Source organism: Lentzea sp. CA-135723, assembly GCF_050936595.1.
In the GTDB taxonomy this organism is placed as follows: domain Bacteria; phylum Actinomycetota; class Actinomycetes; order Mycobacteriales; family Pseudonocardiaceae; genus Lentzea.
On the sequence record NZ_JBNJMK010000002.1, the window covers coordinates 1,780,899 to 1,799,205 of the forward strand.

Consider the following 18,307-nt stretch of genomic DNA (forward strand, 5'->3'; position numbering starts at 1 on the left):
TTTCTCCGAGCCCGTTCGCGGGCGCGATTCTGGGGGAACACGTGAACACGAGGATTTGTGCTGCCGTCGTGGCGGTCGTCGCGCTGACCGCCGGGTGCGCCGGCGAACCCGCCGCGGCGCCGCCGGCCGCGACCACCACCACGACGACGGCGGCACCGACGCCCGCCGAGCTGAACGAGCGGGCCAAGGCGGCGATCGCCCCGCCGGACGCCTTCGCCGCCGTCGGCGGCCAGGTCAAGACGAACACGCCCGCGACCGACGCCGAGATCGGCGCGGAAGGCCAGGCCGTGGCCATGATCTGCGGCGGCCGCGAGATCCACGCCGACGGTGCCTCGGTCGCCCGGTCCCGGCTCTGGACGGGGCGGACGACGGTCTTCCAGCAGGTCCACGCCATGGCCGATCGCCCGGCGGCCGTGCTGGTGAAGGGTGTGGAGACCGGGCTCGCCGCCTGCGCCGGCACCAGGAGCGTCGAGCAGCTCACGACGCTCGCCAAGCCGGAGGGCGTGGACGACTTCTACGCGTACTGCGAGGCCACGCTCGACCAGACCGTGGCGCCGTTCGCCTGCTACGCGTACCTGGGTCGCGGCACGCTCATCTCCGAAGTGATCATGTTCGGTCGGACCAAGGCGGAGGCCGGGGCCGAGCTCGCATCTGTGCTGCCGGCCTTCGTTCCGTCGTTCACGAAGGCGTGACGCACCGGCCGGGCTCGAGGGCCCGGCCGGGTTCCGTTCACGCGTTCAGGAACTCCGACACCTGTTCGACGAACAGCTCGTGGTGCTGGAACAACGCGCCGTGGCCCGCATCCGGGTAGATGCTCAGCCGGGCGTTGGGCAGGTGCTGCGCCAGGGTGAACGAGCTGAGCGTCGGCAGCATGACGTCGTTGTCCCCGTTGACGACCAGCACCGGCTGCCGCACGGACGCGAGGCCGTCGGGCGAGCCGTGCTCCCACTTGGCGAGCGCGGCCGCCTGCGCGCCGATGGTCTCGTTCGTGACCTCGGTGTCGCGGTCCTCGGTCCGCTCGTTCAGCCTGGCGAGGAACTCGTTCGCGGCCTGCTGACTGGTCGCGGTGGGGGAGAAGAACAGCAAGTGCTTGGGGTGCTTGCCTTCCGCCGCCGACTGCTGCAAGGCGCTCTGCAGCAACGCCAGCGCGTTGGCGGGTCCGGCGTCGCCGGCGGGTGAGGTCCCGGCGAGCACGATCCTGCGCACCAGCACCGGTTCCCGCTGGGCGAGCACCTGGGCGATCATGCCGCCCATCGACACTCCGAGCAGGTCCACCTCGGTGAGCTCCAGTGCCCGCAGGAACCGCGCGAGGTCGTCGGCCATCGCCTCGACGCTGTCCGGCGTCGTGCCACCGGAACCGCCGACGCCGCGCAGGTCGACCAGCACCACGCGGCGGTGCGCGGCCAGGCCGTCCACCACGGCGGGGTCCCAGTCGTCGAGCACCGCCGTGAAGTGGTGCAGGAACACCAGCGGCACCCCTTCCGACGTGCCGACCTCGCGGTAGGCGAACGGCGTTCCGTCCACGTCGACGGTGCGTGTGACAGCGGAGTTCGCGGTCATGGTCCCCTCGGATTCATAGAATAACGATCGCTATGTAACGAGCGTTATCGTATGATCATGACCCCGGTGGGAGTCAAGTGGGGAGCTCGGCGTGCGGTACGCGAAGGACCACAAGGAGCAGGCCAGGGCCGCGATCCTGGCCGCCGCCGCGCGTCCGTTGAAGGAGAAGGGCTTCCACGGCGTGGGCGTCGACGCGCTCGCCGCCGCGGCGGAGGTCACCTCCGGCGCGATCTACTCCCACTTCGGCAGCAAGGAAGGCTTCCTGGAGCAGGTGATCCGCGCCAACGTCAGTCCGGAGTTCGAGGCTCTCGACGTCGCCGACGAGGACGAACGGCGGCGCGCGCTGCTCGCGTTGGTGCGTGCCTACCTGAGCGCGGAGCACTGCGAGTGCGTCGCCGACGGGTGTGTGCTGGCGGCGCTCACCGCGGACGTCGCCAGGGCGGGCGACGCGGTGCGCGAGGTCTACCAGCTGCAGGTCTCGCGGATGGTCGCGCTGATCATGCCCGCGCTGCCCGGTGAGTCCGACGAACGCCGGCAGCGCGCGTGGACGGTGGTGGCCTGCATCATCGGCGCGGTGACCGTCGCGCGGGCGTTGCCGGCGGGGGCGCACCGCGATGCCGTTCTCCAGTCGGCGTTGCGGTCGATCGAGGACTCGCTCGCGCACGGCTGAGCCCGGTCGTCAGCACCCTTCGCAGACGCGATCTATGGGTAGACGCGGGTGCCCAGCCCGTCGGCGCGGCGGGCGGCGTCGAGGTCGCGCGGGTCGTCCGACGCGGCCGAGTGCGTGCCCAGGTTCAGCGTGATGCCCAGCGACGCCACCCCGCGCGACCGCAGTTCCTGCGCTGCCAGGCCGTGCGCCAGCAGCAGGTGGTGCGTGGCGCGCATGGCCTCGGCGAAGTTCGTGCGGCCGGGAGCGTGCCTGCCGGTGTCGTAGCCGAGCATCGCGGAGCACCACGGCTCGTTCAGCGTCGTCCACGTCGGCACCCGGTCACCGAGCGCGTCGTGCACGAGGCCCGCGTCCTCCAGCTCCTGCGGCAGGTCCCAGTGGTAGAGCGTGAGCCACGGGTCGACGCCCTTGGCGTTCACCGGGCCGCGGCCGCCGGGCTGGATGTGCGGCCACGACTCAAGCGCTGGAACGTTTTCCGGCCGCGGCCCGCGGTCAAGAAACCGCAACGGGGGCTAGCGCGGACTGAAGATTGCATACAGTATGTGGGGAGGAGGTGCAGACGATGAGCAGGCGGAAGAAGACCGAGCCCTACGTGCGGCTCACCCAGCCCCTGGTGCGTGATGCGGGCGTCCTGCGACCGGCGAGCTGGGACGAGGCGCTGGACAAGGCAGCGGAGGGCTTCCGCAGGAACGTCGCGCTCGGCGGCCCGGACGCGTTCGGGATGTTCTCCTGTGCGCGGGCCACCAACGAGATGAACTACATGGCCCAGAAGTTCACCAGGGCCGTCATCGGGACCAACAACGTCGACTCGTGCAACCGCACGTGTCACGCGCCGAGCGTGGCCGGCCTCGCCAAGGTGTTCGGCAGCGGCGGCGGAACCTCCTCCTACCAGGAGATCGAGGACGCCGACCTGATCGTCCTGTGGGGGTCGAACGCCCGCGAGGCGCACCCGATCTTCTTCCAGCACGTGCTGAAGGCCGTGCACAAGGGCGCGAAGCTCTACGTCGTCGACCCGCGGCTGACCAGCACCGGCAAGTGGGCGCACAGGTGGTTGCGGCTCAAGGTCGGCACGGACATCCCGCTGGCGCACGCCATCGCGCGCGAGATCATCGCGTCGAACCTGACGAACATGTCGTTCGTCGAGCGCGCCACCGAGGGCTTCCAGGAGTTCGTGAAGGCCGTCGAGCCGTGGACGTTGCCGGTGGCGGAGCTGGAGACCGGGGTGCCCGCCGAGCTGATCCGCGAGCTGGCGCACGCCTACGCCAAGGCGGACCGCGGCCAGCTCAGCTGGACGCTCGGCATCACCGAGCACCACAACGGCACCAACAACGTGCTGAGCCTCATCAACCTGTCGCTGCTCACCGGCCAGGTCGGGCGCTACGGCGCGGGCCTGAACCCGTTGCGCGGCCAGAACAACGTGCAGGGCGGCGGCGACATGGGCGCCATCCCCGACCGGCTGCCCGGCTTCCAGGACATCACCGACCCCGCCGTCGCCAAGAAGTTCAACGACGCGTGGGGCTCGAACTTCAAGGCCGCCAAGGGCTGGAACCTCACCCAGATGCTCGAGGCGATGGAACGCGGTGACATGACCACCGTGTACATCATCGGCGAGAACCCGGTGCAGTCCGAGGCCGACTGCGAGCACACGATCAAGCGACTGTCCAACCTGGACCACGTGGTGGTGCAGGACATCTTCCTCACCAAGACCGCGCAGCTCGCCCACGTCGTGCTGCCCGCGGCGGCCGCCTGGTGCGAGACCGACGGGACGTTCACCAACAGCGAGCGCCGGGTCCAGCGCGTCCGCAAGGCGTTGACGCCACCGGAAGGCGCGCGCGACGACATCGAGATCATGGGCGAGATCGCTCACCGGCTCGGCGCGGACTGGCAGCACAAGACCGGCCAGGACGTGTGGGACGAGCTGCGCGGCCTCTCGCCGATCCACACCGGCATGACCTACGACCGGCTGGAGGAGCTCGGCGGCATCCAGTGGCCGTGCCCGGACGAGGACTCCCTCGAACCCAGCTTCCTGCACGGCAGGCTCTGGGAGGAGGACCCGGTGAAGCGCGGCATGCCCGCGACGTTCTCTCCGGTGCCGCACAGCCCGCCCGTCGACGAGCTCACCGAGGAGTTCCCGTTCCGGCTCACCACCGGCCGCCGGCTCGACTCCTACAACACCGGGGTGCAGTCGCACGGTTTCGAGTCGCCGTTGCGCGTCGGCGAGACGCTCGACCTGTGCCCGGAGGACGCCCGTGCACTCGGGGTGGAGGCAGGCGAGGAGGTGTCGATCACCAGCCGGCGCGGGCAGATCGTCGCGCCGGTGCGGATCGACGAGGGTCTCACGCCGGGGCTCGTCTTCATGACGTTCCACTTCCCGGACGAGATCGACGTCAACGTCCTGACGATCGAGGCCACCTGCCCGATCGCGGGAACCGCGGAGTACAAGGCCGCGGCCATCCGAGTCGACAAGCTTCCGGTGAAGGTGGGCTGAGTGGATCTCAAACTGCTCGACGTCGAACCGTCCGAGGCCGAACGCGTGGTCGTCGACCTGTTCGCGGGGATGGGCAGGGACCAGCTCCTGCCCGCCCTGCACGCGGTCAACGACCGGGTCGGCTGGATCAGCCAGGGCGCGCTGAACCACATCTGCCGCGTCCTGCACGTCCCGCCCGCCGAGGCGTACGGGGTGGCGAGCTTCTACTCGTTGTTCTCGCTGACCGAACGCCCGGCGAGGGTCACGCACGTGTGCGTCGACCTGGCCTGTCAGGTCAACGGCGCGAAAGCGTTGTGCGACAGGCTGACCAGCGAGCTCGGACCGGCGGGGGCGAAGAGCGGTTGGTTGCGCAGCCCGTGCCTCGGGGTGTGCGAGAAGGCTCCGGTGGCGCTCGCGTTCGAGGCGGGGGAGGTGGCGGCGGAGCAGCTCCTGGCGCCCACCACCGCCGAGGAGGTGATCGCGGTGGCGGCCGCCGGTCCCTCTCATGTGGACGGTGGGCGCGCGGAGCTGCCGCAGGCCGGATCCCCTGGTCTGCGGCTGCTCAAACGGGTTGGCGTCGTCGATCCGGAGTCGCTCGACGACTACCGGGCGACGGGCGGCTACGCGGCGTTGCGGACAGCTCTCCTCCTGGGGCCGTCCGGGGTGATTCGCGAGGTCACCGACGCGAAGCTGATGGGCCGCGGCGGTGCGGCGTTCCCGACAGGACGCAAGTGGGACGCGACCGCCCGCCAACCCGTGCGACCGCACTACCTGGTGTGCAACGCGGACGAGAGCGAGCCCGGCACGTTCAAGGACCGCCTGCTGATGGAGGGCGACCCCTACGCGGTGATCGAGTCGATGACGATCGCCGGGTTCGCGGCCGGCTGCTCGCGCGGCTACCTCTACCTGCGCGGCGAGTACCCGAGGGCGTTGCACCTGCTGCGCAATGCGATCGCGCGGGCGAAGGAGCGCAACTTCCTCGGCGAGAACATCATGGGCCACCAGGGTTTCTCGTTCGACATCGAGATCCGGCGCGGCGCCGGCGCGTACATCTGCGGCGAGGAGACGGCGATCTTCAACTCGATCGAGGGCTACCGCGGCGAACCGCGCTCGAAGCCTCCGTTCCCGGTCGAGTCGGGCCTGTTCGGCAAGCCGACGGTGGTCAACAACGTCGAGACGCTGGTCAACGTGCCGGTGATCCTCACGGAGGGGTGCGAGGCCTACACCGCCATCGGCACCCCCGGCTCGGCCGGGCCGAAGCTCTTCTGCCTGTCGGGCAACGTCAGTCGTCCGGGCGTGTACGAGGTGCCGTTCGGCACCACGCTCGGAGAACTCCTCGATCTGGCGGGTGGCGTGCCGCCAGGCCGGGAGCTGCGAGCGGTACTGCTCGGCGGGGCGGCAGGCGGGTTCGTTCGCCCGGACGAGCTCGACCTGCCGCTCACCATGGAGGACGCGCGGGCGGCGAGCACCACGCTGGGATCCGGCGTCGTGCTCGTCCTCGACGACACGGCCGACCTGGGCGCCTTCCTGCTGCGCATCGCCGCGTTCTTCCGCGACGAGTCGTGCGGGCAGTGCGTGCCGTGCCGGATCGGGACCGTGCGCCAGGAGGAGGCGATGGCCCGCCTGGTGGGCAAGCGCCCGCTGAGCACGTCGGCAGAGGACCTCCAGCTGTTGAAGGAGGTCGGGCAGGTCATGCGCGACTCGTCGATCTGCGGTCTGGGCCAGACCGCCTGGAACGCCATCGAATCGGCCCTGTACCGGCTCGGCTACGCGGAGGAGGCGGCATCGTGACGATCGTCGAAATCGGCTTGCCGAAGCGCTTGGTCGAGCTGACGCTGGACGGCGAGTCCGTCCGCGTGCCGGAAGGCGCCACGATCCTGGATGCCTGTACGGCGCAGGGGAAAGCGATCCCGACGCTGTGCTACGGCGACACGCTGAAGCCCGCAAACGCTTGCCGCGTCTGCATGGTCGAGGTCGAGGGATCGCGCACGCTCGTGCCGTCGTGCTCGCGCAAGGCCGAGCCCGGCATGGTCGTGCACACCGACTCCGACCGCACGAAGCACAGCCGCAAGCTGGTGCTCGAACTCCTCGGGTCCGCCACGGACCTCTCCACCACGCCGCACGTGGACGAGTGGATGTCCGCGTGCGGTGCCGACCCCTCCCGCTTCGGTCCCTCGGCACCGCCGTCGACCGACCGGGACGACCGCCGGCCGGGTGAGCACGACGAACCCGACGGCCAGACCGCCGCCACCGTGCGGCAACCGGCCAAAGTGGACAACCCGCTGTACGTCCGGGACCTCAGCAAGTGCATCATGTGTTACAAGTGCGTGGACGCGTGCGGCGACCAGTGGCAGAACACCTTCGCGATCTCGGTCGCGGGCCGCGGGTTCGACTCGCGGATCTCCACGGAGTTCTCCACGCCGTTGCCTGAAAGCGCTTGCGTCTACTGCGGCAACTGCATCGAGGTCTGTCCCACGGGTGCGCTGAGCTTCAAGCGCGAGCACGACAAGCGCGAGGACGGCACCTGGGACGAAGAGGCCCAGACGCAGACCACGACCATCTGCACGTTCTGCGGGGTCGGGTGCAACCTCACCCTGCACGTGCAGGACAACGAGATCGTGAAGGTCACGTCTCCGCACGAAAGCACTGTCACGCACGGAAACCTCTGCATCAAGGGTCGTTTCGGCTGGCAGCACGTGCAAAACCGCTGATCGCGCAACACCGGGAGGGCGCTCCGATGTCGTTGATCCTCAAGCCTGGAACCTCTTGGAACGACGTGTACGCGCGGTGCGTTTCGGTGGCACCGGAAGCGTTCCACGAAGACCGGCTGCTCAACCACTTCGGCGGCGAGTGGAGTCGTTCCGGCGAACCGATGCCCGCCACCAGCCCGGTCGACGGTTCCACCATCGCGGGCCCGCCGTTCCTCGACTTCGACGTCGCGGGACGGGCGGTCGTAGCGGCCGTCGACCAGCACATCGAGTGGCGCAACGTCACCCTGGCCGACCGCAAGGCCAGGGTGACCGAAGCCCTCGACGCCCTCACCGAGCACCGCGACCTGTTGTCGTTGCTGCTGGTGTGGGAGATCGGCAAGCCGTGGCGGCTCGCGACGGCGGACGTGGACCGGTGCATCGAGGGGGTGCGCTGGTACGTCGAGGAGATCGACTCGATGCTGGCCGGCCGAGGACCGTTGAACGGCCCGGTCAGCAACATCGCGTCGTGGAACTACCCGATGAGCGTGCTGATGCACGCGATGCTGGTGCAGGCGCTGGCGGGCAACGCCGTCATCGCCAAGGCGCCGACCGACGGCGGCGTGAGCTGCCTGACGCTGGCGACCGCGCTGGCCGTCCGTTCGGGGTTGCCGCTGACCCTGGTGTCCGGAAGCGGGTCGGAACTCGCGCCGGTGCTGGTCGGGTCCTCGTTCCTGGGCTGTGTGTCCTTTGTGGGCGGTCGCGATGTCGGCAGCGCCATTGCGACGCGCCTGGTCGACTCGAACCGGCGGCACGTCCTGGAGCAGGAGGGCCTGAACTGCTGGGGTGTCTGGGAGACCGACTCCTGGGACATGCTCGGCACGCAGATCCGCAAGGCGTTCGACTACGGCAAGCAGCGGTGCACCGCCTACCCCCGGTACGTCGTGCAGCGGTCGTTGTTCGACAAGTTCCTCAGCGTCTACCTGCCCGCGGTGCGGGACGTGAAGTTCGGGCACCCGCTCGCCGTCGCTTCGCCCGGCGACGAGCTGCCCTCGCTGGACTTCGGGCCGTTGATCAACGACGCGAAGGCCAAGGAGCTGGGGGACGTCGTCGAGGAGGCGGTGCGGGCGGGCGGTGTGCCGTTGTACCGGGGAACGCTCGACGGCGGGCACTTCCTGCCGGGGCAGCAGACCGCGGCCTACCTGGCGCCGGTCGCGATCCTCGACCCGCCGCGGTCATCGCCGCTGCACCACGCGGAGCCGTTCGGGCCGGTCGACACGATCGTCCTGGTGGACACCGAGGCCGAACTGCTGGCCGCGATGAACGCCTCGAACGGTGCCCTGGTCGCATCTTTGGCTTGCGACGACGAGGCCACGGCCCGGCGGCTGAGCGAGGACGTCCAGGCGTTCAAGGTCGGCATCAACAAGCCTCGGTCGCGGGGTGACCGGGACGAGGTGTTCGGCGGTCGTGGTGCCTCGTGGCGCGGTGCGTTCGTCGGCGGTTCGTTGCTGGTGCACGCCGTGACGGAAGGCCCGCCCGACGAACGGCCGTACGGCAACTTCCCCTCCTACTCGCTCTACCCACCGACGTGACCTACCGGGCGGACCTGCTCCGCATCGTGCAGACGGTGGTGGCGCCGAACGCCGCGGACGTCGACCAGCACTCCAGGTTCCCCCGCGCGGCGTTGAACGCGTTGGGTGCCAAGGGGTTGCTGGGGATGACGATCTCCCGGACGGTCGGCGGGGGCGGCCAGGACGTGCGCTCGGCCGGCCGGGTGGTCGAGCAGGTCGCGCGGGTGTGCGCCGCGACCGCCTCCGTGTTGCGGTCGCACTACTCGGCGGCGGCGGTGCTGGACCGGTCGGGCCCGCACTGGCTGCGGGCCGAGATCGCGGCCGGACGGCACCTCTCGACGCTGGCCGCCTTCGGTTCGGCAGGCGAGGCGTCGTCGCACGGTGACGTGGTGCAGGTGCGGGCGCGCAAGAACTGGGTGATCGCGGCCGGCGAGGCGGACAGCTACGTCTGGTCGTGCGGCGCGGCGTTGTGGCTCGTGCCCGCCGAGGCACCGGGGCTGCTGGTGCCCGCCGACCACGCCGGGATGGGGCTGCGCGGGACCGTCGCCACGTGCGTGCGGGCCGATCCCGTGCGGGTGCCTGCGTCGAACCGGCTGTGGTCCGAGGAACTCGCGTTCCCGTGGTTCATGGTGCTCGGGGCCGCGGTCTCCCTCGGTCTGATGGAGGGGGCGTTGGCGGCGGCCGTCGGCGTGCTGGGCCGCGACGACCCGCGCACGCGGCCGGACCTCGCGCGCATGCGGTTGCGGACGGACTCGGTCAGGGTGCTGTACAACGACACCCTGTCCGCGGTGACGTGGCATCCGGAACGGTCGCTGGACCGCGTGCGGCTGCTCGCGGTCACCGCGACCGAGGCCGCCGTGGCCGTGACGGACCTCGCGATGAAGGTGTGCGGGGACGCGGCGTTCCGCCGTGACCTCGGCATCGAACGCCGGTTCCGGGACGCGCGGGCGGCGGCCGCGATCGAGCCTGCCGTCGACGTGCTGCTGGACTCAGTCGAGATCTGAGGCCAGCGGCAGGAAGTAGACGAGTGCGTCGTCCACGCCGTCGAGCCCGATGACGTCGTGGGCGATGTCGTCGTAGAACCCGCCCACCAGCCCCGTCCGGATGCCGAGGTTGGCCGCCGTGACGGTGAGGTTCTGCGCCAGGTGCCCCGCCTCGGTGAACGCGAACCGCAGCGCCCGCAGTCCGTAGGTCTGCCGGAGGCTGCCGAGCCGGATGTAGAGGGCCAGGACGGCCGGGGTGCCGGCGAGTTCCGTCGTACCGGGGCCGAACCACATCGACGTCGCTTCGAGGTCCTCGATGGACGGAGCCTCGCCGAACCAGGTCAGTGCGCGCTCGACCTCGTTGACCTCGTAGCGGCCTCTGGCGAGGCCGTCGACGTTCAGGGCGATGAGCCTGATCCTGGCGCAGTACTGGGCTCCGGCGCTCGGGTACGGCCACCTGCCGTTGGTCGGGGACATGGCGTTCCAGAGCAGGGTGCCGAGCTGTTCCGCGGTCAGGTCGCCGGTGAGGTCGCGGCTGGTCCTGCGCGCTCTCAGCGTGTCGGTGTCCACTGTGGACGGCAGTGAGGTGGTGGCCGGCCACGACTGCCTCGGCGTGCTCGACTTCCTCGGCAGCTGGTCGGTGAAGCCCGGCAGGAACTTGCTCGCTTCGAGGTAACGGCGGTCGGGCGCGGTCTCGTTGTCGTCGTGGAAGTCGGTGAGCCCGTTGGGGGACATGGCGGCGGCCGCGGTGGTCCAGCAGATCATGCGCTCTTCGTTGGGGGTGATGCCCATGCGGTTGAGCAGCATGTGCAGCTGCGACGCCCAGACGTAGGGCAGCCAGCCGCCGATGCGGTCGTTGGCCTCCTTGATCGTGGTGCGCCAGTGGGCGATCGCGCCACGCGGGTCCCGGTGCCACCTCGCCGCCAGGTCACGGCCGCGCTTGGCGAGGAGCTGGTTGGCGGCGTGCTGCGAGCCGATGGTGGGGGCCGGTGCCTGCTCCTGGACGTTGCGCCAGCCGGAACCGAGGCTGCGCAACCAGCCCGCGGCCTGCGGGAGGGTGAGGTCGAGCGCCCTGGCCGTGGCGATGGTGAGGTCGATGGCGGCCGTCAGCCTGGCGCTGTCGGTCTTCGTCGCCTTCAGGACCGCGATGACCACCTGGGTGCTGTGGCAGAACACCTCTTCCGCGATCGGCAGCGCCTTCGGGCCGCCGTACCGTTCGGTCTCGGGGACGTACTCGACCTCTCGGACGTCGCCGTGGGGGAGCCAGCCGGGTTCGTCCTCCGCCTGGTCGAAGCTCTGGTCGGCGATGAGCTTTTCGAGGGTCTCCTTGAGCTTATCGGCGGCGGTGGCGTCCTTGAAGCGGACGCGCAGGTGCGGCCCGGTCTCCCAGTAGCGCAGGAAGTACCACTCGTGGCCCGCCATCGCGGGCGCCAGCGACTCGGCGACGAAGGTGTCGAGGTCCGCGCGGTTCCAGTTCACCCTGCAGTGCAGGCCGGTCCAGGTCACAGCTTCACTCCTCAGGGGAACGGGTGGGGGTGCGTCTGCCTGGGGACGAGCCGGTCGAGGCCCTTGGTCCTGCGGTGGCCGAACGTCATGGGCAGCGCGCCGGGCACGACGACCTTGGCCGCGTGCAGGCCGAACGTGTTCACCGTGTGCGGGTCCGACTGGTCGACGGCGATCACCTCCAGGCTCATCGCCCTCGTGCAGCTGTCGAGCAGGTGCTTGAGGTCGGTGTGCGTCCTGGTGTCCGCGAGCTCTTGCGGGGGTTCGTCGCCGACGAGGAACGTCCACCGGTCTTTGGCTTCGTCGAGGGTGTTCACGGCGACGTGGTCGTCCATGGTCCTGACCAGCCTCGGGTCTTCGAGCAGCCTCTTCAGCCGTTCCGGCTCGTAGTCCTCCGGCTTGGTCCTCACCCGGTCCGCGAAGGCTTCGACGTCCACCGCCACCTCGACGGCCGCCGACCGCATGGCCCTGACCGGGTCGGGGCTGGCGCCGGCCGCGAAGAACGCCTGGGGCAGGCCTTTTCGCCTCGCTCTGGCCAGGGTCATGACGGCCGGGATGCGCAGGTCGTTGGTGGCGTTGAGGAAGAGGAGCTCGTAGCCGAGCTCTTCGAGCCGGTCGGTGAGGTGGTGCAGCAACGGGTCGTCCGGCAGCTTGATCCTTCCGAGCGGCGTTCTCCCGTACCAGGCCATCAGGAACGCGTCCCGTTCGGCGACCTCGAACAGCCCGTGCAGCACCGCCTCCGTCAGGCTGTTGCCGAGCCCGCAGCCGTTCGACGTCTCGTGCACGAACCTCTCACCCGGCGCACCCCAGTACGCGATCTGCTCCGGCACCAGGACGTTCTTCTTCTTCGTGTACGACCAGCCCTCGACCCAGCGCATTCTTCTTGCGGGGTGGTAGGTGTCGTTCTCGTCGTCGAGGCCGAGGGTGCTCGGATCCACCGCTCGTTCCGGCCCGAGTTCGGCGAACGACGCTTCCGCGGCCGGTTTCGTGCGGGGCCGCATGCCGTTGATCCGTTCGATCAGCTCGAAGATCGCGGTTCGTTCCGCCTCCTCGAACGACGTGGTGCGGCCGTAGCCGACCGTGTGCGCGTCCAATTCCGCCGTGACCGTGGCCAACGGCAGGTGCCCGCTCTTGAACAACGCCGTCACGGGCCCGTGCCGGAAGTCGACCATGGCGGCCTTCAAGGCCTTCGCCGTGGTCTTGCTGTTGGGTGTGCGGAGTTCACCGTTGGGTGTGGCCGTGTTCTCGACGGCCTCTTGCACCGGCTCGCAACAGACGCCCGGCTTGATCCGGTGCGTGGACACCAGCCCGAGGTCGCTCCGGATCGCGACGACCGCGTCACCGCTGTCGATCGCCGCGACCAGCGGCGCGAACGCCGGCGCCGTGAGGCCTCCCAGGTTGAGGATCTGGCGTGGCGCCTGGGCGAGCCGCGCGTTCTCCGCACACCTGGTGCAGACGCCCGTGCCGGGACCGACGAGTGTCAGCGCGCCGTCCGCCCTGACGACCGGCGGGTCCTGCGTCGTGTAGGTGATCATCGGTACGCCCTCAGCCCTGCGGCCCGGAGTTCGGGATCGAGTTCCACCGGCCGGATGCCGATGCCCGGCATCCGTGCGATCGCCTGCTGGAGCTGCTCTTCGCGCTCCCGGACGTCCGCGGGCCAGTGCCACTGCCTGGTGACCCACGCGGGCTGGTCGGCCGTCCTGGCGGGCGCGGCCCCGTTGAGGTGCGCGGTCCCCGCCTTCCCCGCCTGCGCGAACCCGGTCGCGCCGAGCGCCGCGAACGCCACCGCGTCCGCGGCGCTCGCCTCCACGGCCCAGGCCAGAACCCGGTGCTTGTCGCGGATCTCGGCCCGGTGGACCCCGTCCGCGAGCCGCTCGACCCTGACCACGGCCGCCACGCCGAACCGCGCGGTCAACGCCTTCCACCACCGGTGCGCGGTCGGATCGCCCGTCCACTCCTCGGGATCGGCCGGTTCACCCCGGTGGTGCCGCACCGCCTGTCTCAAGGCTGCTCCGCGCGCATGAACGTCGTCGATGCCGATGACGCCGTCGGACTTGAGGGCGTTGAGGGCGGCGTCGAGGCGGGCGGCGGCAGCGGTGGTGCCGATGCCCAGTGCCGTGCCGGAGGTGGCGAGGTTGGCCGGGACCTGGGGGAGGGCGCCGAACTCCGGCGTGTCGACGGGGCCGAGTTCGGCGTCGGTGAGGGCGTCGAGGGCCTGCCACGGGTCTTCGGCCGGTGTGCCTTGGAGGATCGGGTGGTAGGTGGCGGTGAGCGGGGACGCGTGGGCGACCAGGGCCATCGGACAGGCGGGGAGGTCGGCGAGTCCATTGGCCGGGTCGGGCAGGCCGGCGATGGCGCAGACGAGCCGGTGCACGGTGGCGCTCCCGATCAGGGTCGCGAGGACGCCGGTGGGTTCGCCGGTGAGGCCGAGCCTGGCGGAGGTGCGCATAGTGGCTTCAGTGTTGAGTGAAAGAGATGCCTCGGTGGCGGGCGGCAGGACGTAGCCGGCTTCGGTACCGCACTCCGCCACGACGGTAAGACCGCCGGCAGAGAGGGAGAGTTCGCGGGCCGAGGGGGAGAGTTCGCGGGTGGAGGGGGAAAGCCCACGGGCCGAGGGGGGAAGCCCACGGGCGGAGTGGGAAGGTTCGCGGGCGGAGTGGGAAAGTTCGCCGGTGGAGGTCGGCTCGGGTTCCTGCGGGATTTCTCCACCTTCCGAGGCCGCCGAGCCATCCGCCCGCCCCGCCGCTTCTACCGCCAGCCCCACCGCGTCCGCCGCCTGCACCGCCGCTCTGGCCAGCACCTCGTTCCCCGACACCACCACCGTGACCCCGCGCAACCGACGCCACGCCTCCACCGGTTCCGCGGCCGCCGACTCCAGCCAGGCCACCACGTCCGGCGAAGGCGCGTCCGCACCCCAGCCGGGCATCTCGACGAGCATGTCGTGCTCCCACAACTGCTCCACGATCAACGCCACCGCCGCCCGCAACCCTGGTGCCGCGTCGACCGGCGCCTCCAGGTCGGCCCGCACCACACCGGCCGACAGTTGCGGGGCCAGGCGTTGCCACAGCTTCCACAGGCCCGCGCCGCCGGACAGGGTGCAGCTCGACGTCCAGCCGCGCAGGTGCAGGCCGTCGGGGGTCTGGGTGGCCTGGACGACCGGGCGCAGCCGGACGAGCACGGGCGTCACCCCGTCTTCCTGAGGGCGGCGAACTGGTCGGACCAGGTGGTGCCGAGGACCTGTTGCGCCGCCTGCGCCAAGAGGTGGGCGGCCGCGTAGCGCTCCATCGGCGTCACGTCGCAGAGGGCGAGGAGTTGGTAGAGGACGTTGGTGCCGAGGCGGTAGACGGTCATGGCTCGCGCCACGGGCGGGGACGAGAGGTCGACCGTCCACATCGCTGTGTGGTAGTCGGTGAACGTGGTCCGCTCGCCGTAGTTGTAGCGGCGGATGGCGTCCGGGTCGCCCACCTCGTAGGCGCGTTCGCCGTGGCGGGGGTTGGGGTCCGGGCTCAGGTCGCCCGCGTCGTAGCTCTCCTCTGCGGCCAGGCGCAGGGCGATGGTCCACGTCTGCCAGGCCGCTTCCAGATGGGTGGTGGGGTGGCCGAGAGCGACTTGGGATACCAGAGCGCAGGCGGTGGAAGCGTTTGCGGACCAGATCTTGTCCAGTGTGGACCGGACGGCACCGTCCGGATCACTGGCGAGGAGGAAGTCCTCCACGTGCGAGAGGAACGAGTGGTAGCCGTACTGGAGGCCGCCCGGGTAGCGGCTGGCGTGCACGGCCATCGCGGTCAGGGCCAGCAGAGGGCGGGAGACTCCCAAGGACGGGCGCAGGAGCGGCACGCCCAGGCGGAGGCCGTGGGCGCGCAGGGCCACGTGGGCCGGCGGGAGGAACGCCGAGGCCCGCGAGGTGTCGGTCGGTTCGACGTGCACGGAGTTGTTGGGGTGGAACGGGGTGAACGGCGGCAGCAGCAGTTCGGCCACCGCGGCGGTCTCGGCGTGCGCCAGCAGTTCGTCCGGGGAGAGCTCGACGGTGGACGGCGAAGCGGCCAGGTGGGAGCGCAGCAGGGTGGCCACCAGCAGGGCCGCCGTCGAGCTGGACGGACCGTCGAGCACGACGCGGACGTGCGGGCCGTGCAGCCAGTGGCGTTCGACGTGGCCGACCGTGTCCGGGAAGGCCGAGGTAGCGGCGGCGAGGGCCGGCAGCACGCCGTCGCGGAGCAGCGGGGCCTTGACGGGGTCGTGGTAGTAGCAGACGACGTCGGTCATCCGGCCCTCCGATAGGTCTCCGCCACCACTTCGAGCACCTGGCCCGCCGGCACGGGCAGCGCCTCGGTCAGGCGGACGTGCGCGCCGTAGCGGGAGACCAGGCGCGGGAGGCAACGCAGGTGCAGGGCGTTCAGGAGGTCGACGTACTGCGGTTTCTGGCCGTTCACGCGGGCCTCGAAGTCCTCGCGGGACGTGATCACCCCGCCCATGCCCGCGAACAGCGAGGACGGCAGGCCGAATCGCGCGCGCAGAGCAGTCGCGCCCGGCACCGAACCGAACGCCTCGTCCAGCATCGCCGAGGGGAAGTCCCAGTACCGGCGGCCCAGCACCACGTCGCGGTACCGCAGGCGCGAGGCCACCCGGACGTCACCGTCCAGCGACACCGGTTGCAACGGGGTGAGGTCGGCGGCGCCGCACGACAGGTCGGTGTGCAGGGCGGCGGCGCGGTCCGGCAGGGAGATCGGCATCAGGTAGCCGAGGTACAGCACGTCCAGCAGCGCGCCGTTGTCGCGGCGGCGCAGGCGCAGCTCGTCGTTCTCCTGGTCGTGGAAGACCTCCAGCGCGTCCGGCGTGTGGTCGGCCCAGCGCGGGTCCTCGCCGATCTCCGCACGGCCCAGCAACGGGTGCAGGTTCGGGTTGAAGCCCTGCACCGGCCGGTACTCCAGGAAGCCGCGCGGGAACACACCGTCCAAAGTGGCCCGGACGGTCGCGTAGGCCTCGGGCGGCAGCAGGTCGAGGAACCGGCCGGGGAAGCGGCCGAACCCGTCGTAGATGTGGTTCACCACCAGGCCGTCGGGCGACGGCTGCGCGAAGAACGAGTACGAGACCGGCCGCGTCTTCATCCACGCGGGCACCAGGTCCGCGGCGGCGTTCACCGCCTCGTCGGTGATCACGCCGTCCTGCACCAGGTCCGCCACCTGGGCCCGGCTCGCGCCCAGCCCACCGGTCGGCGCGCCGGACATGGCCTCGTGCATCAACGGCGCGCACTCGGCCGGCCGGGCGACACCGCCACGCCCGAACGCGGACACGAAGAGGTCCCGCGAGTGCCGGCGGATCGCCAGGTGCCGGTCGAACAGCATCAGCAACGGCGTCAGCCCTGCCAGCGACCGCACCCCGTCGTACCCGTGCGCACGACCGAGCCGCACCGGCTGCGGCAGCACGACGTCCTCGCTCAACGGCGTCACGTCACCCAGCTCGACGCCGGCCAGAGCCCCCAGCGCCTCCCAGGCGGAGAACAACGCGGCCAGAGCGGCAGGCCGGGCCGAAGCCCCTAGCTCGGCGAACGCCACCGTGTCCCGATAGATGCCCAGCACGTGATCGGCCAACGCCGACCGCCCGGTGTCCCGCAGCCACGAAGCCAGAGCGGGACAGGCCGCCGGGTCCTGCGGATCCACCGGCAGCACCGGCATCAGGAGCTTGATGTCGAGCAACAACGCCACGTAGTGCTGCGCGCGGTCGGATTCGCCGTCGGGCAACCGGGTCGCCAGCGCGCTCGCCAGCTCGGCCGGGCTGATCCCCTTGGGGTTCGCCCCGGTCAGCCCGACCAGGAACTGCAACGGCGCGCTCGACGCCAGTTCCACGTCCTCCTGGATCCCGACGTACGCGCGCAACGGCCCGCGAGCGGGCACGTCCCGGCGGAACTTCGCCTGGCCGTCCTCGAAGTGCACGTCCGGTGCCAGCCGGTGCGGATGGTCGATCACGTGCGCGCGATCGGCGAGCAGGGCCGCGATCAACCGCGACAGCAGCACCTGGTTCACCCGCGTCACCGCGACCGGGGTCCCGAAGTCGGGCTCCGGCGCGTCGGGCGACCAGGTGCCCCAGCCGACCGCCGCGTACCAGGACAGGGGACTGGTCTTGGACGTCGCACGCAGGGCGTAGCGCAGCACGGCCGGCTCGGCCTTGCGGGCGCGCTTGTCGGACGAACCGGCCCGCGCGAGCCCCTGCCAGAGGTCACGACCGCTGAACACGGCCGCCTTGCGCACGGACTCGTCCCCGCACAACGTGGCGAGCACGGCACGTTCGGCGTCGAGCGCCTCGGGCAGCAACCGCTCGACCTCGGCCACGGCCGAGACCCTGGCGTCCATCGCGGACAGCCAGGAACCGAGCTGCGGGAACCGCGAGACCAGTTCGGCGGCCTCGGCGAGCAGTGCCGCGCGCGGCATCCGTCCGTTGTGGACGTCGCGGCGCAACGGCAGCACGACTGCGCGGTGGTAGGCGTCGGAGTGCGTGCCGGCGCTGTCGTGCAACAGGTCCGACACCGGACCCGCCAGTGACAGCAGCGTGGCTTCGAGCGCCGCCAACGTCTCCACCGCCCGCCGGAACGGCGCTGCCGTCGCAGCGCCGTCCGGGTGCGGCAGGGCCGCCAGGCGCACGAGTGCGTATGGCGCTGTTTCTCCCTGCACGCGTTCGCTCATGCGTTCTGGGCGGGAAGCTGGGGCTGGGTGCAGCTGCTGCACGACGAGCTGCCGCACGAGCACGACGAGGCGCCTCCGGAGGCTCCGGACTCCGGCAACGCGACCGAGTCGCGCAGGGAGGTGACCGCGAGGTCGCCGAGCTCCAGGTCGTCAGGGTCGAAAGAGAGATCCTTCATGCCGTGTCCTCACGTC

15 protein-coding genes are annotated in these 18,307 nt (G+C 70.8%); 7 read left to right on the forward strand and 8 right to left on the reverse strand.

What is annotated here, in order from left to right:
• Positions 1-41: 41 nt before the first annotated feature.
• The gene (locus ACQEU1_RS44270) at positions 42-692 is read left to right on the forward strand and encodes a hypothetical protein (protein WP_433216640.1); all 651 of its coding nucleotides are present in this window, start codon (positions 42-44) and stop codon (positions 690-692) included.
• Positions 693-729: 37 nt separating this feature from the next.
• On the opposite strand, the gene ACQEU1_RS44275 is transcribed toward ACQEU1_RS44270, so the two are convergent.
• Positions 730-1,560, reverse strand: a complete 831-nt coding sequence (locus tag ACQEU1_RS44275) for an alpha/beta fold hydrolase (protein ID WP_433216643.1) — start codon at positions 1,558-1,560, stop codon at positions 730-732.
• Positions 1,561-1,651: 91 nt separating this feature from the next.
• Here ACQEU1_RS44275 and ACQEU1_RS44280 point away from each other — a divergent pair, with 91 nt between their 5' ends.
• Positions 1,652-2,230 carry a TetR/AcrR family transcriptional regulator gene (locus ACQEU1_RS44280; RefSeq protein WP_433216646.1) on the forward strand — a complete coding sequence of 193 codons (579 nt, stop codon included), beginning with the start codon at positions 1,652-1,654 and terminating at the stop codon, positions 2,228-2,230.
• A 32-nt stretch (positions 2,231-2,262) separates the two neighbouring features.
• Here the strand turns inward: ACQEU1_RS44280 and ACQEU1_RS44285 are convergent, their stop codons facing one another.
• Positions 2,263-2,733 carry a family 1 glycosylhydrolase gene (locus tag ACQEU1_RS44285; RefSeq protein WP_433216649.1) on the reverse strand — a complete coding sequence of 157 codons (471 nt, stop codon included), beginning with the start codon at positions 2,731-2,733 and terminating at the stop codon, positions 2,263-2,265.
• Between the two features lie 56 nt (positions 2,734-2,789).
• Here ACQEU1_RS44285 and ACQEU1_RS44290 point away from each other — a divergent pair, with 56 nt between their 5' ends.
• The 5 genes from ACQEU1_RS44290 to ACQEU1_RS44310 all read left to right on the forward strand — a co-directional run bounded on the left by ACQEU1_RS44290 (position 2,790) and on the right by ACQEU1_RS44310 (position 9,956).
• Complete coding sequence (locus ACQEU1_RS44290) at positions 2,790-4,715, forward strand: molybdopterin oxidoreductase family protein (RefSeq protein ID WP_433216652.1); 1,926 nt, start codon at positions 2,790-2,792, stop codon at positions 4,713-4,715.
• Complete coding sequence (locus ACQEU1_RS44295) at positions 4,716-6,485, forward strand: NAD(P)H-dependent oxidoreductase subunit E (RefSeq protein WP_433216655.1); 1,770 nt, start codon at positions 4,716-4,718, stop codon at positions 6,483-6,485.
• Positions 6,482-7,405: a 2Fe-2S iron-sulfur cluster-binding protein gene (locus ACQEU1_RS44300; protein WP_433216658.1), complete on the forward strand. Its 924-nt coding sequence runs from the start codon at positions 6,482-6,484 to the stop codon at positions 7,403-7,405. Before ACQEU1_RS44295 ends, ACQEU1_RS44300 begins: the two co-directional genes overlap by 4 nt.
• An 86-nt stretch (positions 7,406-7,491) precedes the next feature.
• Complete coding sequence (locus tag ACQEU1_RS44305) at positions 7,492-8,973, forward strand: aldehyde dehydrogenase family protein (protein ID WP_433216661.1); 1,482 nt, start codon at positions 7,492-7,494, stop codon at positions 8,971-8,973.
• Complete coding sequence (locus ACQEU1_RS44310) at positions 8,970-9,956, forward strand: acyl-CoA dehydrogenase family protein (RefSeq protein WP_433216664.1); 987 nt, start codon at positions 8,970-8,972, stop codon at positions 9,954-9,956. The genes ACQEU1_RS44305 and ACQEU1_RS44310 overlap by 4 nt, the downstream gene beginning before the upstream one ends.
• Here the strand turns inward: ACQEU1_RS44310 and ACQEU1_RS44315 are convergent.
• The 6 genes from ACQEU1_RS44315 to ACQEU1_RS44340 are packed head-to-tail and all read right to left on the reverse strand — an operon-like array spanning position 9,942 to position 18,291.
• The gene (locus ACQEU1_RS44315; RefSeq protein ID WP_433216667.1) at positions 9,942-11,441 is read right to left on the reverse strand and encodes a thiopeptide-type bacteriocin biosynthesis protein; all 1,500 of its coding nucleotides are present in this window, start codon (positions 11,439-11,441) and stop codon (positions 9,942-9,944) included. The two genes, ACQEU1_RS44310 and ACQEU1_RS44315, sit on opposite strands and share 15 nt — an antisense overlap.
• 11 nt (positions 11,442-11,452) lie before the next feature.
• Positions 11,453-12,973 (reverse strand): YcaO-like family protein, encoded by a 1,521-nt coding sequence (locus tag ACQEU1_RS44320; protein WP_433216670.1) that lies wholly within the window; start codon positions 12,971-12,973, stop codon positions 11,453-11,455.
• Positions 12,970-14,625 carry a hypothetical protein gene (locus tag ACQEU1_RS44325; RefSeq protein WP_433216673.1) on the reverse strand — a complete coding sequence of 552 codons (1,656 nt, stop codon included), beginning with the start codon at positions 14,623-14,625 and terminating at the stop codon, positions 12,970-12,972. Before ACQEU1_RS44325 ends, ACQEU1_RS44320 begins: the two co-directional genes overlap by 4 nt.
• Positions 14,622-15,701: a hypothetical protein gene (locus ACQEU1_RS44330; RefSeq protein ID WP_433216676.1), complete on the reverse strand. Its 1,080-nt coding sequence runs from the start codon at positions 15,699-15,701 to the stop codon at positions 14,622-14,624. Before ACQEU1_RS44330 ends, ACQEU1_RS44325 begins: the two co-directional genes overlap by 4 nt.
• Complete coding sequence (locus ACQEU1_RS44335; protein WP_433216679.1) at positions 15,698-18,115, reverse strand: lantibiotic dehydratase; 2,418 nt, start codon at positions 18,113-18,115, stop codon at positions 15,698-15,700. Before ACQEU1_RS44335 ends, ACQEU1_RS44330 begins: the two co-directional genes overlap by 4 nt.
• Positions 18,112-18,291, reverse strand: a complete 180-nt coding sequence (locus ACQEU1_RS44340) for a thiazolylpeptide-type bacteriocin (protein ID WP_266040363.1) — start codon at positions 18,289-18,291, stop codon at positions 18,112-18,114. Before ACQEU1_RS44340 ends, ACQEU1_RS44335 begins: the two co-directional genes overlap by 4 nt.
• Positions 18,292-18,307: the final 16 nt, after the last annotated feature.

Coding starts and splice junctions, on each gene's coding strand:
- ACQEU1_RS44275 (WP_433216643.1), bottom strand. CDS start 1,560: ATGACCGCGAACTCCGCTGTCACACGCACCGTCGACGTGGACGGAACG.
- ACQEU1_RS44290 (WP_433216652.1), top strand. CDS start 2,790: ATGAGCAGGCGGAAGAAGACCGAGCCCTACGTGCGGCTCACCCAGCCC.
- ACQEU1_RS44320 (WP_433216670.1), bottom strand. CDS start 12,973: ATGATCACCTACACGACGCAGGACCCGCCGGTCGTCAGGGCGGACGGC.
- ACQEU1_RS44330 (WP_433216676.1), bottom strand. CDS start 15,701: ATGACCGACGTCGTCTGCTACTACCACGACCCCGTCAAGGCCCCGCTG.
- ACQEU1_RS44335 (WP_433216679.1), bottom strand. CDS start 18,115: ATGAGCGAACGCGTGCAGGGAGAAACAGCGCCATACGCACTCGTGCGC.
- ACQEU1_RS44340 (WP_266040363.1), bottom strand. CDS start 18,291: ATGAAGGATCTCTCTTTCGACCCTGACGACCTGGAGCTCGGCGACCTC.